General features: G+C 50.4%; 14 protein-coding genes. 4 read left to right on the top strand and 10 right to left on the bottom strand.

Features of this window, described 5'->3' with window-relative positions; all coding sequences use genetic code 11:
• Positions 1–105 precede the first annotated feature (105 nt).
• Positions 106–759, bottom strand: coding sequence for a TetR/AcrR family transcriptional regulator (locus EPO18_RS10555; protein WP_292433329.1), 654 nt, complete (start codon positions 757–759; stop codon positions 106–108).
• 105 nt (positions 760–864) lie between these two features.
• Here EPO18_RS10555 and EPO18_RS10550 point away from each other — a divergent pair, with 105 nt between their 5' ends.
• The 3 genes from EPO18_RS10550 (at position 865) to EPO18_RS10540 (ending at position 7,152) form a co-directional block, all read left to right on the top strand.
• Positions 865–2,124, top strand: a complete 1,260-nt coding sequence (locus EPO18_RS10550) for an efflux RND transporter periplasmic adaptor subunit (RefSeq protein ID WP_472850889.1) — start codon at positions 865–867, stop codon at positions 2,122–2,124.
• 197 nt (positions 2,125–2,321) lie between these two features.
• Positions 2,322–5,510, top strand: a complete 3,189-nt coding sequence (locus EPO18_RS10545; RefSeq protein WP_292433328.1) for an efflux RND transporter permease subunit — start codon at positions 2,322–2,324, stop codon at positions 5,508–5,510.
• Between the two features lie 169 nt (positions 5,511–5,679).
• Positions 5,680–7,152, top strand: coding sequence for an efflux transporter outer membrane subunit (locus tag EPO18_RS10540; RefSeq protein ID WP_472850891.1), 1,473 nt, complete (start codon positions 5,680–5,682; stop codon positions 7,150–7,152).
• 34 nt (positions 7,153–7,186) lie between these two features.
• On the opposite strand, the gene EPO18_RS10535 is transcribed toward EPO18_RS10540, so the two are convergent.
• From EPO18_RS10535 to nifE, 9 genes are all read right to left on the bottom strand, one after another.
• Positions 7,187–8,137: a DUF364 domain-containing protein gene (locus EPO18_RS10535; protein WP_292433326.1), complete on the bottom strand. Its 951-nt coding sequence runs from the start codon at positions 8,135–8,137 to the stop codon at positions 7,187–7,189.
• Positions 8,138–8,142: 5 nt separating this feature from the next.
• Complete coding sequence (locus EPO18_RS10530) at positions 8,143–8,517, bottom strand: hypothetical protein (RefSeq protein WP_292433325.1); 375 nt, start codon at positions 8,515–8,517, stop codon at positions 8,143–8,145.
• Between the two features lie 14 nt (positions 8,518–8,531).
• On the bottom strand, positions 8,532–8,855 hold the full coding sequence (locus EPO18_RS10525) for a (2Fe-2S) ferredoxin domain-containing protein (protein WP_292433324.1): 324 nt from the start codon (positions 8,853–8,855) through the stop codon (positions 8,532–8,534).
• A 188-nt stretch (positions 8,856–9,043) separates the two neighbouring features.
• Complete coding sequence (gene fdxB, locus EPO18_RS10520) at positions 9,044–9,361, bottom strand: ferredoxin III, nif-specific (RefSeq protein ID WP_292433323.1); 318 nt, start codon at positions 9,359–9,361, stop codon at positions 9,044–9,046.
• Positions 9,362–9,375: 14 nt separating this feature from the next.
• A complete protein-coding gene (locus EPO18_RS10515) occupies positions 9,376–9,588 on the bottom strand; it encodes a CCE_0567 family metalloprotein (RefSeq protein WP_292433322.1) in 213 nt (70 codons plus the stop codon).
• A 10-nt stretch (positions 9,589–9,598) separates the two neighbouring features.
• Positions 9,599–10,072, bottom strand: coding sequence for a NifX-associated nitrogen fixation protein (locus EPO18_RS10510; protein WP_292433321.1), 474 nt, complete (start codon positions 10,070–10,072; stop codon positions 9,599–9,601).
• Positions 10,073–10,247: 175 nt separating this feature from the next.
• Positions 10,248–10,679: a nitrogen fixation protein NifX gene (nifX, locus tag EPO18_RS10505; RefSeq protein ID WP_292433320.1), complete on the bottom strand. Its 432-nt coding sequence runs from the start codon at positions 10,677–10,679 to the stop codon at positions 10,248–10,250.
• A gap of 44 nt (positions 10,680–10,723) precedes the next feature.
• Positions 10,724–12,121: a nitrogenase iron-molybdenum cofactor biosynthesis protein NifN gene (nifN, locus tag EPO18_RS10500; RefSeq protein ID WP_292433319.1), complete on the bottom strand. Its 1,398-nt coding sequence runs from the start codon at positions 12,119–12,121 to the stop codon at positions 10,724–10,726.
• A complete protein-coding gene (gene nifE / locus EPO18_RS10495) occupies positions 12,114–13,550 on the bottom strand; it encodes a nitrogenase iron-molybdenum cofactor biosynthesis protein NifE (RefSeq protein ID WP_292433318.1) in 1,437 nt (478 codons plus the stop codon). Before nifE ends, nifN begins: the two co-directional genes overlap by 8 nt.
• A gap of 285 nt (positions 13,551–13,835) precedes the next feature.
• Here nifE and EPO18_RS10490 point away from each other — a divergent pair.
• A partial coding sequence (locus tag EPO18_RS10490; RefSeq protein ID WP_292433317.1) for a Fic family protein occupies positions 13,836–15,223 on the top strand: 1,388 nt, incomplete at its 3' end.

The raw sequence follows: 15,223 nt of genomic DNA, 5'->3' as shown, positions 1-15,223 counted from the left end.
GTACTTTTAAAAGCACTTTAAAAACAGGAAAGTAACTATCTGAGTTGTAGTTTTAGGAGATATTGGCTTAACTGTCGATGCGCCTAAGCAGACGCGGAAGATTGGTCATGAATGTTCATTACTAATGTTCCGCCTGTTTTTCAGGCTACCGTAAAGGAACAAGTCAACGGCTTGACGTACCCAAATATCGATTTCCGCTTCATCCGGCGTTGGTTCCAAACCGAGCTGTAGTTTTAATATTCGCTCACTGCGCAATCCGCTCAAGAATTGTTCAGCGAGAAAATGCGTATCTATTTCGGCAAAATAGCCTGCTTGCTGCTGCCGTGCGAAAAACTGTGCCAGATAATCAAGAGTACGCTGAGGCCCTTGTTCATAAAATTGCGTGGCTAGATCGGGAAAGCGTGGCGATTCGCCAATCAGTATGGCGCGTATACGCACCACGTCCGGCCGTGTGATGCGGTACAGAAACTGTTTAGCAAAAGAGATCAGCGCTTCCTCTGGAGAACTCTCCAAAACGTGTTCTTCTGTCAGACTGGTCACGAACTGATCGCTGCAACGCCTTATCACAGCGCCGAATAACCCAACCTTACCGCCGAACTGGCTATAAATGGTTCGCATTGACACGCGCGCATCCCGAGCGATAGTTTCCAGGCTGAGGTTGCCGTAGCCGTTTTCAAGGAAAAGGTTGAAAGCAGTGTCCAGTAATCGATCACGACTTTGAAGTTCCTCTCCTTTGCGAGGTCGTCCGCATTTAATCATAGCGTAGTACTCACGAAATTAATTTGACGCAAACAATAGCATACTTTAAATTAAATGGTAATATATCTTACCGTTTTTGCCATTAAAGTTCAGGATGTAAAAAGGATGAAAAAAGAAACACATAGGTTGGCTGTCATCCATCGCTTAAGGTTACAGGGGAGGGCGTTATCTACTGTATGGCACGAAAGCTTTTCTTTGAGTGCAAGGTTATCCAACGGTCTGCTGGCCGTTTTCACTTTGATGGTAATAGCCGGTTGCGGAAACCATGACAAGTCGGGCTCTCAGCCGGGCCATGGCCAATTGCCCACTGTCAAAATTGCACAGCCGCTGTCGCAACAAGTGACTGAATGGGACGAATACACCGGACGCATCGAGGCAGTCAACTCGGTAGACGTGCGCGCCCGGGTGAGCGGTTACCTGGAGAAAGTGAACTTCAAGGCTGGAGACAAGGTACATAAAGGCGATCTTTTATTCCAGATCGACCCGAAACCATTCGCCGCCCAACTGAACTACGCCGAAGCCGAATTGGAGCGGGCTAAATCTCGGCACGAGCTGGCAAAAAACGACTTATCCCGAGCCGAGCGCTTATTTCGCGCCAAAGCCATTTCCGAAGAGGAACATGACTCTCGCAGCAAGGGACTACGGGAAGCAGTTGCGGCAGTTCAGTCTGCACAAGCCAATGTCAATACGGCTCGGTTGAATTTGGAGTATACCCAAATACGCTCCCCTATAGACGGCCGTATCGGTCGTGAACTGATCACTGCCGGTAATGTGGTCAACGGTGGCGGAGGCGATGCAACTTTATTGACTTTTATCGTCTCCACCGACCCGGTCTATATTTACGTGGATGCGGACGAGCGTTCGGTACTGAAATATCGGCGTCAGGCACAGAAAGATGGGCGCGGCAGTCTAGGTGATGAACAAACGCCAGTGGAATTGGCTGTGGCTGATGAGGTTAGTTTTCCTCACCAGGGCCATCTCGACTATATATCGCCGCGTGAAGATGCGGCTACGGGGACTCTGACATTGCGGGGGGTGTTTGCTAACCCGGACGAATTGTTAAGTCCCGGCTTTTTTGCCCGTATGCGGGTTCGCGGTAGTGCGCCGTACCCAGCCATCTTGATTCCCGATCGAGCTATCGGTACGGATCAAGCGCAACGGTTTGTATGGGTGGTGAATCAGGAAAATCAGGTGGAATACCGCAAGGTGGAGCTTGGCGCTCATATCGGTCAGTCTCGTGTAATCACTCAAGGGCTTAAACCTGAAGACTGGATAGTTATCGAAGGCATACAAAAGCTCAGACCGGGCATTAAGGTGAGTCCTGAACGCAGCACAGTGGCTAACGGACGCGATGGAAAGATATGAACTATGGTAATGCTGACTTCATTAGAACACGGATTTAGACGGGTATAAACGGATCTGATTTTCTTTTTATTCGTGAATGTTTTCCCTTACAAAATTATTTATATCTTGATGAAAAAGAAATTCATTTTATCTGAGCTTATCAGTCAAATCCGTGCCATCAGTGCTCTATTTTTCCAACGGTTAACTTAGAACAAATCATGAACCGATTCACTCGCTTTTTTATCGACCGCCCGATTTTTGCGTCGGTATTATCCATCGTCATTGTCATCGTCGGCGGGCTGGCGCTGATTGGCCTGCCTATTGCCCAATATCCCGAGATCGCTCCCCCTACCGTGCAAGTGAGTGCGGCCTACCCCGGCGCCAACGCCCAAGTAGTGGCCGAAACCGTAGCGACGCCTATCGAGCAGGAAGTGAACGGTGTCGAGGATATGCTGTACATGACTTCTCAGTCCACCAATAGCGGCAACATGGCGCTGACCATTACGTTCAAACCGGGCACTAATCTGGACAAGGCTCAGGTACTGGTGCAAAACCGGGTGGCTTTGGCCGAGCCCAAGCTGCCACAGGAAGTGGGCCGGCAAGGCATCAGCGTCAAAAAACGCAGCCCGGACTTGAGTTTGGTTGTTAACCTAATCTCCCCGGACAAGCGCTATGACAGCGTTTATTTGAGCAATTACGCGCTGCTGCAACTTAAAGATACCCTGGCGCGGCTGCCCGGCGTCGGAGATATCGCGATTTTCGGCGCCCGCGACTATAGCATGCGCCTCTGGCTGAACCCTGAGAAAATTGCCGCTCTCAATCTGACCGCTAGCGATGTGATTAACGCAATCCGCGAACAAAATGTGCAAGTCGCCGCAGGCGCAGTCGGCCAGCAGCCCAGCAAGGAAAATACCGATTTTCAATACACTGTCACTACCATGGGACGGCTGATGGAGGCTGATCAGTTCTCCGAAATCGTTATTAAGAAAGGTGATGATGGACAAGTGACCCGTCTAAAGGACGTGGCTCGTATCGAACTAGGCGCCAAGGATTATAACTCGGGTCTGTTCCTGGATGGCGAACCCAGCGTGGGCCTTGCCATTTTCCAGCTGCCCGGCTCCAACGCTCTGGAAACCAGAAAAGCAGTGTTGGAGACTATGGAGAAGCTTAAGCCGCGCTTCCCCGAAGGTCTTGACTACACGCTTGTTTATGACACTATCGTGTTTGTGCAGCAGTCCATCGACGCGGTGGCGAAAACCCTGTTCGAAGCCATCCTGCTGGTGGTGCTGGTGGTTGTAATATTCTTGCAGAACTGGCGCGCCACTATCATTCCGCTGCTTGCCGTACCGGTTTCTTTGATCGGCACCTTCGCGATAATGTCGGCGCTGGGCTTGTCGCTTAACACCTTATCCTTATTCGGCTTGGTGCTGGCTATCGGTATTGTCGTAGATGACGCCATCGTGGTGGTAGAGAATGTGGAACGCCACATGGCCTTAGGCTTGACGGCCCGCGAGGCCACCCGGAAGGCTATGGGTGAAGTCGTCGGCCCCATCATTGCTACAGCGTTGGTTCTGGTCGCTGTGTTCGTGCCCACCGCCTTTATTACCGGTGTCTCGGGCGCTTTCTATAAGCAATTTGCATTGACCATCGCGGTTTCCACAGCAATATCGGCGTTCAATTCATTGACCCTGAGCCCAGCCCTGTGTGCGTTACTGCTGGATCGGGCGCATGGCGACAAGGACTGGCTCACACGGCTGTTCGATCGCCTGTTCGGCTGGTTCTTCACCGGCTTCAACCGCTTCTTCGATTTGTTCAGTGAAGGCTATTCCCGGCTGGTCGGCAGACTGATCCGTATGACGGCGGTGGTGCTGGTGCTTTATGTAGGGCTCAATGGGCTCAATTTGCTGGCTTTCGAAAAAGTACCGACAGGCTTCATCCCTCAGCAAGACCAAGGATACCTTATTTTGTACGCGCAGTTGCCCGACGCAGCCTCGTTGGCCCGCACCCAGGACGTGGTTCAGCAGGCCACCCGCATTATTATGAAAACGGAAGGGGTCAAGCATGTAATTGCCTATGCCGGCTTTTCGTTTTTGGCCGGCTCCAACCAATCCAATGTCGCGACGATGTTTGCCAGACTGGATGACTTCGATCGGCGCGCCGGTCATCCAGAGCTTCATGCCGACGCTGTGGTCAAAAAACTTACGCAGAATCTTGCCCAAATTGAGGGGGCTTACATTGCCGCATTTCCGCCGCCTCCGATTCGGGGCATGAGCGTAGTGGGCGGTTTTAAACTGCAAATCCAGGATCGTTCCAATGCCGGTATTGACGCGCTACAGAATATCACCAACGATCTGGTCGCCAAGGGCAGCCAGCAACCGGGTCTGGCCGGGCTGTTTACGACTTTCCGTGCAGGAGTGCCGCAACTTTTTCTGGACGTGGATCGTACTCGAGCCAAATCTATGGATGTGCCTTTAAAGGAAGTGTTCGACACGTTGCAGATTTATCTTGGATCTCTTTATGTAAACGATTTCAATAGTTTTGGCAGAACTTATCAGGTAGTGGCACAAGCCGATTCGGAGTTTCGCATGAAACCGTCCGATATCGCCGAGCTAAAGACGCGCAATCTTCAAGGCGGAATGGTGCCTCTCGGGTCTCTTATGTCGGTTAAGGAAATCACCGGGCCCGATAAAATCACCCGCTACAACATGTATCCGGCGGCGGAAATTAACGGCAGCACCTTGCCCGGAATCAGTTCCGGCCAAGCGATTATCACGATGAACAAACTAATGGACGCAGAACTGCCGCCGGGATTCGGCTTTGAATGGACCGAACTCAGCCTGCAACAAGTGTTAGCAGGAAACACTGCTCTGCTTGTTTTTCCGTTAAGCGTGATTTTTGTGTTTTTGGCCTTGGCTGCCCAGTATGAAAGCTGGTCGTTGCCGTTTGCGGTGATCCTGATTGTGCCGATGTGTATTCTGTCTTCGTTGGCAGGCGTATGGCTATGCGACATGGACAACAACATTTTTACCCAGATCGGGTTCATCGTACTGGTGGGTTTAGCCAGCAAGAACGCGATTCTTATCGTGGAGTTCGCCAAACGGCGTCAAGAGGGCGGACTTAACCGTTTCGATGCGGCGATGGAAGCGGCACGAATTCGGCTGAGACCCATTTTGATGACTTCATTCGCTTTTATTATGGGCGTGTTTCCGCTGGTGATTTCTCAAGGAGCGGGATCGGAATCACGGCGATTACTTGGCACTGCTGTGTTCAGCGGCATGTTGGGTGTGACTGTGTTTGGTCTGCTGTTAACGCCGGTGTTTTATGTAATCGCTCAGGCTTTGGCGCAACGTTGGCAATCTTCGAGGCAAAAATTGCCCGGGCATGCATCTTCAGGACACGACTTATGAAAAAGCTATTTCATCTAAGCGATAGAAATAATTCATATTGCATTATGTTTAGACAAAGCAGTCAACGCATTGCGCCTGGAGTGCAAGCTCTGCTTGTACTTGCAGGCGGAGCCTGCACTCCGGCAGTCAACAGCTCCCATATTTAACGACGATATAGTCTATGAAAAAAATGCATTCCGCAGAACTTTACCTCCGTAATACCATTGGTCGCGGCCGGATTCTACTTTACGCCTTTTTACTCAGCGCCTGTGCAGTAGGTCCCGATTACAAGACCCCGACTATGGATGCCGGACAAGCCTTCGCCAATGCGAACTACCCGGAATTTTCCGCCCAGGCTGTAGACGTAGCGTGGTGGAAACTGTTTGAAGACAAGGATTTAACCGGACTTGTCGATCAAACAGTGCGGCGCAACCGAGATCTGGAAGCTGCCCGAGCTAATCTTCGTGAAGCACGGGCGTTGTATATGGAAGCGGGACTGAATTTGGCGCCTATCGTCAGTTCTCATGCCAATTATACAGATCAAAAACGAAGCGCGGCCGCCCTGAATAACAGGTCCTTTGCGCCGCGCGATCTTAAACTCTACAACATCGGGTTCGATGCTTTTTGGGAAGTCGATTTCTTCGGCCGAGTACGGCGCAACGTCGAAGCAAGCAGCGACGAAGTTGATGTGCAGGAAGCAAGTCTTCGGGATCTTGGTGTTAGCCTGATCGCTGAAGTGGCCAGAAATTATTTCGAACTGCGAGGGCTGCAAAATCAGTTGGCAACGGCGAAAAAAAACGCAATGAACCAGACTCAAACATTGGAAATAACCCTTGTCAGGCTTGAAAACGGCCGTGGAACCGAACTTGATTCTTCAAGGGCAAAAGCTCAGCTCGATTCCACTCGGGCGCTCATTCCGCCTTTGGAGAGCGCAATTCAGCAGACTATACATCGGCTCAGTGTACTCACAGGGCAACTCCCAGGCGCTCTGACAGAGAAATTGTCGCAGCCTGCGCCGCTGCCGAAAATACCCAAGACTATCAAAATCGGGCGGCCTGCGGAACTACTGCGCCGCCGTCCTGATATTCGTATCGCCGAACGGACTCTGGCAGCGTCTACCGCCCGTATAGGCGTCTCCACCGCCGATCTATTTCCGCGCGTAACATTTGTCGGCACTATCGCTCTTGAGGCCAGTACTTTGTCCGGAATCGGCGCGGCGGGTTCCGATACCTATTCCGCCGGCCCTAGGATCAGTTGGGCGGCTCTGGATTTAGGCCGCGTGTACGCACGAATCAAAGCCGCAGACGCTCGTGCCGAGGCTGACTTGGCGCAGTACGAGCAGACCGTGCTGAATGCTTTGGAAGAAACCGAAAACACGCTGGTAAATTACAATCGGGAACGAAGCCGCAGAGAGTTGCTGACCTCAGCTGCCAAGGCCAGCGAAAGAGCCCATGAATTGGCTCATATTCGATTTGCGGAAGGCATCGCCGACTTTCTGACCGTACTGGATGCCGAATTGCGCTTATTGCAAGACCAGGAACGTCTGGCCCAAAGTGAAACCGCTACGGCAACGGCGCTGGCCGCGCTTTACAAGGCTTTAGGAGGCGGTTGGGAGTCGAACACTGATTTGGGGGAAACAGACGCTGTTCGGCATGAAGACTGAACGTGGCGAAGTAATGACAGAATGATTCTATCGCTTATTTCGAATGCATATCCCACAGCCGCTTATAACTGCTATCCATGCGCGAAAGCTTGGTCGTGACTTGATTGAGCCGGTAAAATTCGGGAAACCGGCCTTTCTTGCCGTTGCTGTACCATTGTTCCATCGCCAAGTTTAATTGTTGCCTATCTGTATAGTCCTGAGCTATTTGTTTCTTCAGCCACATCATACTGTTACCGGGCGTTAAATCGACGATTCGGTAACGCACTGCTTCATCAAAAATGCGCACTCCACCGCCTTCCGCCACAGTTTGGCGCAGTTTTACCGGATCGATAACTTCAACCCCGGCCAAATAATCAATGCCAAACTCGTGCAGTTCGGGAAGCCACGGTACGGTCGGCCCCATCAATACGGTAGTGGCATGTTGAGCAAGCTCGGCCAAGCGCGGGAAGGTTTTATTGGTAATCGAACTGGCCGTTAAAAATACCCAGTCGGCGTCCGGCAATAAAAATTCGCAGGCAGGATCTGGATAATCGCCCGGCGAGGGCTGCCGTTCGATGATACTGAGATTGAATTGTTCGGCATAGCGTTCAATGCCCGGATAACGGCCGATGACAACGACTTTTTTACTTTGCAATTGGGGCAGGAAATAGTCGAAAACAGCCAGATTGGCGCTGTCGGGAGTCGGTAACAGGGTTATTCCTGACGGCAGTTCGTAGCGGTTTAAACTGCAATTAATCGCCGCCATCGCAACTGTCGATTTGTAAGGCTCCCAATCGGTAATCCATCCGGCCAATTCGGCCAATGTCTTACCGGTTAAGGTACCCGGCCACGATAGGGTGCGGGTCGGAATGCCGGGGCTCATCGCCAAGCCGGTATGCTGCGCTTTACAAACCGTCCAAACCAGGCCGATGTTTAGTTCGGTGACTTGGGTATCGCTACCGGCATAATCCAACAACAGTTCATAAATTCGCGACGGATTTTCCATGCTGGCTATTCAGGCATATTCAGCAACTTGGGCTCGGATTTAATCTGTTCGGCTTTGCCCCAGGCAGTGACGCCCTCGACAAAGCGACGGGTTTTGGTCGGATGCGGCTTGACGACATCGTATTCTGCGTAAAAAGTGCCGTCACTATTAAACTGAAGTCGGCCGATACGCTGTCTTTTAGCTTCATCGTACCAATAGCAGGCTAAGTTTTGCTCTCCGGAATAAGGGTCTTTGATCAGTACAAAGTCAGCATCATCGTAGCGTGGATAGTGTCGAATATCTGCTTCAGTGAAGCCCAGTTCATTGATTTCTTCGGTCAGCCGATGACAAATAGACGTACCCAGATCGCGGTTGGATTTGATGTGCTCAGACAAAGCCATAAAAATTCCTCAGGCTACCAAATTTCGGCCGGAATCATCAGCTCGGCAACCGGCTCGCCGCCGAGCAGGTGTTGCTCGATGATGGTAAGGACATCGTCTTTTTTCAGCTTGCCGTACATTACTCCTTCAGGATAAACCAGGACACTAGGGCCCATCATGCAAGGTCCCATGCAGCCGGTGTTGGTCAGGGCGATTTTTTCAAACAGGTTGCGGGTTTGTATTTCATTCATGAATTCGTTCATGATGTCGGCGCAACCGCTGCTGGCGCAGGAGCCGCGAGGATGTCCTTGCGGACGGTTTTGGGTACATACGAATACGTGTTTTTCAGGTCTGGGCATAATCGTGATCCTTTTAAAAATTGTTTATCGTCCACACGCTCCGGCGCGGGAACTATTAAAATGGAACGCAGATGACGCAGATGAATATGATAGACACAGATTAAATCTTATTTAATCATAATTATCAGCGTCGCCTAGAGGCGCCTACTTTTGGCATCTGCGTTCTATTACGTTTGCTGAATGAGTAATTAAGCCGCTTGTTTATTTTCATGAGTAAAACAGTTTTTCGGGCATACTTTGGAGCAAGCTTCGCAACCGATGCAATCGAGTTTGTTTTTGATGCTCATGACCATACTGTTGTCATCGTCGTCTTCAAAATCGCCGTAATCGTCATCAAAATCCTCGGGATCAAGCACGTCGGCTTTTTCCACTAAATCGAAAACATCGCGCGGGCAGACTTTAAAGCAACGGCCGCAACCGATGCAGGTTTTTTGATTGATGTCGGTAACGTAAGCGGGCGTCCACTCCGTGCCGCCAAAGGTAACGCCGGTTACAAAATCAGACATGGTTATTCTCCTGCTTAGGCCGCATCGCTTTGAGCGGCAATTAGTTTTTGATTGGCTTCATCCCAGACTTTGCAGGCGTCATAAGTGGCTTGCGCAATACACATCAGTTCGCCGTAAGCGTCAGGAAGGCGGTCTTCGATCAGGTCATGCAGCTCCATTGCCTGTTCGCTGGCCATACGCTTGGTCTTTTTGACTTCTTTTTCCAGTTTTCTTAATTCTTCAGACATGCACACCTCCTTAGTCGGTTGCAGCTGCATTGTATTTTTCGATTAAGCCCATCGCTTTTTCGATGGTTTTATCAGTTTTTTCGCACAGGTCTTCGAGGCTTGAAAAGCCGAAACGATGGGTGTCGCGTAGGATTTTGTCGACTACAACCAGCTTGCCGACCATGATCAGCGCGCGGCCGAAACCTTCATGGCTAAGATGAACCATTGGCGCCGCCATCAGGCCGGTTTTTTTCTCAATCAGTGTCGCTAATGAGTTGTAATAGGCTTTTAAGCGGGCAATGGTGATTTCATCGGGGTCGCCGATCACAGGAATATTCTTTTTGCGCTCTTTGGTTAACACGATAGGGTCGATGATTTTTGCTTCCGACCAGCCTTCGTAGGTGTCGTAAGTATCAATTGCGCGCAGTTGTTTGATCATGTCTTTGACGATGTCGGAACTCAGATTGGCGTCGTCTTCTTGTATGACTAATGCAGCAGTGGCCATGTTTATTTCTCCGTTAAGTAATAAATTTATTCTCGTTGCGGTGTAGGACGCGCCGCGTCCCGTGTTTGTGCAATGTACATTTCTATACGCTGATTGTGACTCGCGGCGCAGCGCGCCTTGACTGCATTCTCACGCAGCGCGTGGGAACGAGGTAAGCGGGACAGGCGAGTAAATATCATTCATCCCAACCTTCATCCTCCATTTGATTAAAGCGCTCAGGATCGGGACTTTTGTGTTGATTAATCGCTTTTGCCAGCCAATTGGACGGTCCGGCTTTCATTTCATTTTGCAGGTCAACGATCAGGTCTTTAATTTTGCCGCCTTCATGGACCTTGACCGGCTGTATGTTTTTGGCGATCAGCTGGTTAATCGCCGAACCGCCAACGGCTTGGCAATACACCGCCGCGCAGCCGTTCAGCAATTCAATCTTGACTGACAATTTATCTTCGTTGCCGTCCTGCTGGAGTTCGCCAAACTCGGCGGCTTCGAGCAATTGCGCATCGTCCATATTCACCGCATAAATCGCGAAAGACTTGGCCGAGCCGAAATGTTGGTTGACCGTTTCCATATCGGTCGTGGCAAACGCTATTTTTAATGCGGTTTCCATAAACTTCCTCTCATCAGTGCTTTGCACTATGTGCATGCGTCTTGTTAATGACATGACAACGGGTAGTCGGTAAGTTCGCTGGCCGGTTTTTGGCCGTATATCGAACGGTAGACCGGGATTTCTTCATGCGAATAATTGATGACCAAGTTGGCAAGATCAAACAGCGTTTGCCGTGAGCCGCGATAGCCGATCCAGGTTTTTTGGTAGCCGCCGATGATGTCGTATAACGGAAATCCGGCTCTTAAAATGGGCGTGCCCAAGCGTTCGGCGGTATCAACCGCATGGGAATTGCCGATCACTAACTGCACTTTGTTGGCTTTGCCTATCAGCTCCATATCTTCAAGATCGCCGATTTTGATGCTGGCGACAGGGATTCGCGCCAGCAGCGGCACGTTGCAGGAGGTGACCGCAGCAACCACTTCCGCGCCCATTTCCTGAACCTGATCGACAAACGCATTCAGTAAATCCGCATCGGCCGCAATCGCAATGCGCAATTGGCCAAGCATAAAATGCGTGTCCAGCATTGCATCCTGTAGCTGTGAACGTTGCCGTTCGATACGTTCAGGCACGTCATGACCGCTGATTTCAGCCAATGCGGAAATCAGCGCATCGTTGGCTTTTAAGCCGTAAAGATGATCAATAGAGTAAGTCGGCACGCCGGTTTTTTGTTCCAGCAATTCCGCCGCCTTGGCTAGCGATGGGCCGATAACGACCGTCGCCTGCGCATCACCTAATGTAGCCATTTCAGATAGTGGGGTGCCGCCGATAGTGACCGGACTGAAATCCTCGTCCGTCAAACACCCGTCCAAGGAATCGGAAATATCCGGCACGAACACAGGCCTGAGCTGGAATTGCTCGAAAATATCCCGAAGCGCTTCGATGTCGCCGGGCGTCAGCATGTAATTGACCAGGACATTAACCTGGCGTTTTCTTTTTCCAGGATAAGTTCCGGCTTCCTTGGCATCCGGCACTAAGGCGCGAATGATTTCAGTGAGAGTCGCTGCAAAACCCGTTTCGACGCTGCCGGTAAAATCCGGAGTATTGACCGCGACAACCGCAACATCGGCAAATTCCGGGTTGGCTTCCCTGAACTCCCTGACATTCCGGTGCACATCGGCACCTTGAGTTTCAGCTAGGCCGGTAGTCAAAATAGTAATCAGGGCAGGGCGGGATTTTTCGGCAATGGTAAGAATGCCCTCGCGCACATTTTCGTCCGCACCCATCACCGAACTGCCTTGATCCATCGCGGTGCTTTGCAAAGGAATAGGTTCCCTGAAATGACGCACAAAAAACACTTTGGCAAATGCGGTGCAGCCTTGGGAGCCATGCAACATCGGCATAGCTCGATTAAATCCCAGCGTTGCCAGCGAGCCGCCTATCGGTTGGCTGGCTTTCAGCGGATTGACCGATAGCGCTTTGTTTCTTTTTAGGATGTCAGCCATTGCACACCCCTTCCATAGCATTTCCCCCCTTTAGCAAAGGGGGGCAGGGGGGATTTCTCCACGGCGCAGGCGCTCTAACTGCCTCCCATACCGGGCTTTCAATCGTTAACGCCAATTGGCGCACCAGCTCCAGCATGCCTTGGTAGCCTTCATAGCCGAATTCGCGTTCCTGGTTAATATCCAAAAACGGAACCTTGGCTTTTAACGCGGTGTACATGTTGCGGCCGCCGGCAATCAGGATGTCGGCCTTGTAATCATGGACGATTTTCAGCAACGCTCTTGGGCTGCCATCGTCGATCATCACAGTATCTTCGCCCATCAATTCGCGGATTCTGGCTTTGTCCTCTTCGGTGGATTTCTTCGTGCCGGTCGCAACGACCACCATGCCCAAATCCTGCAACGCGGAAATCACCGACCAGCTTTTAACGCCGCCGGTAAACAGCAACACCCGTTTGCCTTTCAGGCGCGTTTTCCACGGTTCCAGTTCTTTCCTGATCCGGGTTTCTTCGCGCAGGATCAATGCTTCGGTACGTTCGGTTAAATCGGGATCGTTAAGCACTCTGGCGAAATCGCGTAACGATTGGCTGGTGTCGGTAATGCCGTAGTAACTGCCTTCAAACCAGGGTGTGCCGTATTTTTGCTGTAACTTGCGGGCGACATTAACCATCGCTTTGGAGCAAACCATCATATTGACTTCGGCTTTGTGCATGGTTTGCACTTCGCGGAACCGGGCATCCCCGGACAAAGTACACAAGATGCGTAAACCCAGTTCATCGAACAGCGGTAACACATGCCAGAATTCACCGGCGATGTTGTATTCGCCGATCAGGTTAACGTCATGGATGATGATTTCCGCTCGTTGCACCGTTAACGGTAACGGGTCGGGATCGCGAGTGCCGATCACATGATTGACCATTGCATCGCCGGCAATGCGGTTACCCAGATTCTTGGTGCCGTAAAATCCGGCGCTATCAATCGACACCACCGGAACGCCCCAGCGTTCTTCGGCGGATTTACAGACCGCGTTAATATCGTCGCCGACCAAAGCTGGAACGCAGGTGTTATAAATAAACACGGCGGGCGGATGATAGGTATCGATTGCCTGTTTGATCGCATGGAACAAGCGTTTTTCCGAGCGTCCCATCACAATGTCCTGCTCGGTCAAATCGGTGGTCATACCGATGCGGTACAAATCCGCGCCGGAAGAGCGCGTGCCCCGGTTGTCCCAAGAACTGCCCGCGCAAGCGATAGGCCCGTGGACGATATGCGCGACATCGGCAATCGGCAGCAGGGCGATTTGAGCGCCATCAAAAGCGCAACCGCCCGCCGAAGCGCCGGGTTTGGGTTTGGCGCAACCGGACTTTTCCTTCTTATTATGCTCACAGGCAGGTTCGTCCAGTAGTTGAGCAATGTCTTTAGTTGATTTCATCGGCTTTGACCAAATGGCTTTGTTTATATTGGTCTTAGCAATCGTTGTGCCATTTTGTATAACTTTGAAATTATTGAGTTTTGTTGGGGATTTGTTTGTAGGAAAGCTTACAAAAGTTGATGGATGGATATGACAAGCAGCTTCATTGGAGCAATATTGACGGTGAAGAAAGCTTAATAAGCAAGTTACACTCACAGCATGGTACTAATTATTTAAAAATTAGTACCATGCTGTGAGCAGGATGCTATACTAATTTTTCATTAATTAGTAATTAAGGCGTCTACCATGAAATTGCCTCTTTCTCCGCCTGATTTCGGGACTCTTTATGACAATGCTTATATCAATAAATTCACTGGGTTTTTCGACTCAAATTTAGGGCCTACTGACTCGGAAGGTCGTTATTTGCATTGGGATAAATTACGCCATCTACAGCCGCCGGAAGGTTGGACGCCGGAAGATTATTGGCTGGTTTTAAAATTTGCGCGGAGAACGCTCTATAGAAAATTGCCTTTTATCAGTAAATTCGGTGAACAATTTCAGTTTTGCATGACTAATGGCATCCATAGGGATTTGCTGTGGATAGACCAAAATGCCGCCGGTCGTATCGGCATGGACAAGCCGGTCACTAATCCGCATACCCGCGATACTTATCTTGTCGGATCGCTGATTGAAGAAGCCATCAATTCCAGCCAACTGGAAGGTGCGTCAACGACCCGAAATGTAGCGAAAGAAATGCTCAGGCAGGGTAGAAAGCCTAAAGACCATAGCGAACAGATGATTTTTAATAACTATCAAGCAATGCAATTCATTCGGGAATATAAACAGGAAAAATTGACCCCAGCCATGATTTTGCAGTTGCATCAATTGTTAACAGAGGCAACGCTGGACGATGCAAACAAAGCGGGAAAATACCGGGATGCAGGTGACGACATTCATGTGGTCGATGCCACAGCAGCGGTTTTGCTGCACACGCCGCCGGAAGCATTGGAGCTGCCAGAAAGAGTAGAACGCCTATGCCAGTTTGCTAATGACCTGGACGGTAAAGAGTTTATCCACCCGGTAATCAGGGCGATTATCCTGCATTTTATGATCGGCTACGATCATCCGTTTGTCGACGGCAATGGCCGGACGGCGCGGGCGCTATTTTACTGGTCGATGGCGAACCAGCAATATTGGCTGATGGAATTTATTTCCATTTCCCGAATCATTAAACAAGCCCCGGCACAATACGGTAGAGCCTACCTGTATACCGAAACCGATGACAACGACCTGACCTATTTCATCGTCCATCAACTGGAGGTGATCAAGAAAGCAATCAATGCGTTGCATGAACATCTTGCAAAGAAGGCAGAGGAACTATATACCATCGAAAAACGCCTGGACGGCTCTGTGCTGCAAGGACAATTAAATCCCCGTCAGTTGGCTATTCTGCGCCATGCGCTGGATCATCCCAATACCATTTATAGCATTCGGGAGCATCAGGCAGCTCATAAAATTAGTTATCAAACGGCCCGGACGGATTTGCTAAACTTGGCCGATCAATTCAAAATCCTCAGCAAACGTAAATACGGCAATTCGTTTGTTTTTGTTGCGCCGCCCGATCTTGGTCAAAAGTTGGATGATGTTGAGAAAATTTACCAAAATGCCGCGAATACTTCGTTGAATACGTTGTT

The sequence above is a fragment of the Methylobacter sp. genome, assembly GCF_004322395.1.
In the GTDB taxonomy this organism is placed as follows: Bacteria; Pseudomonadota; Gammaproteobacteria; order Methylococcales; family Methylomonadaceae; genus Methylobacter_A.
Note: the sequence above shows the minus strand (reverse complement) of the source record. Positions and strands in the feature narration are given on the sequence as shown.

Excerpts from the sequence above, each read along its gene's own strand:
- EPO18_RS10555 (WP_292433329.1), bottom strand. The coding sequence starts at position 759 with ATGATTAAATGCGGACGACCTCGCAAAGGAGAGGAACTTCAAAGTCGT.
- EPO18_RS10550 (WP_472850889.1), top strand. The coding sequence starts at position 865 with ATGAAAAAAGAAACACATAGGTTGGCTGTCATCCATCGCTTAAGGTTA.
- EPO18_RS10545 (WP_292433328.1), top strand. The coding sequence starts at position 2,322 with ATGAACCGATTCACTCGCTTTTTTATCGACCGCCCGATTTTTGCGTCG.
- EPO18_RS10540 (WP_472850891.1), top strand. The coding sequence starts at position 5,680 with ATGCATTCCGCAGAACTTTACCTCCGTAATACCATTGGTCGCGGCCGG.
- EPO18_RS10535 (WP_292433326.1), bottom strand. The coding sequence starts at position 8,137 with ATGGAAAATCCGTCGCGAATTTATGAACTGTTGTTGGATTATGCCGGT.
- EPO18_RS10530 (WP_292433325.1), bottom strand. The coding sequence starts at position 8,517 with ATGGCTTTGTCTGAGCACATCAAATCCAACCGCGATCTGGGTACGTCT.
- EPO18_RS10525 (WP_292433324.1), bottom strand. The coding sequence starts at position 8,855 with ATGCCCAGACCTGAAAAACACGTATTCGTATGTACCCAAAACCGTCCG.
- fdxB (WP_292433323.1), bottom strand. The coding sequence starts at position 9,361 with ATGTCTGATTTTGTAACCGGCGTTACCTTTGGCGGCACGGAGTGGACG.
- EPO18_RS10515 (WP_292433322.1), bottom strand. The coding sequence starts at position 9,588 with ATGTCTGAAGAATTAAGAAAACTGGAAAAAGAAGTCAAAAAGACCAAG.
- EPO18_RS10510 (WP_292433321.1), bottom strand. The coding sequence starts at position 10,072 with ATGGCCACTGCTGCATTAGTCATACAAGAAGACGACGCCAATCTGAGT.
- nifX (WP_292433320.1), bottom strand. The coding sequence starts at position 10,679 with ATGGAAACCGCATTAAAAATAGCGTTTGCCACGACCGATATGGAAACG.
- nifN (WP_292433319.1), bottom strand. The coding sequence starts at position 12,121 with ATGGCTGACATCCTAAAAAGAAACAAAGCGCTATCGGTCAATCCGCTG.
- nifE (WP_292433318.1), bottom strand. The coding sequence starts at position 13,550 with ATGAAATCAACTAAAGACATTGCTCAACTACTGGACGAACCTGCCTGT.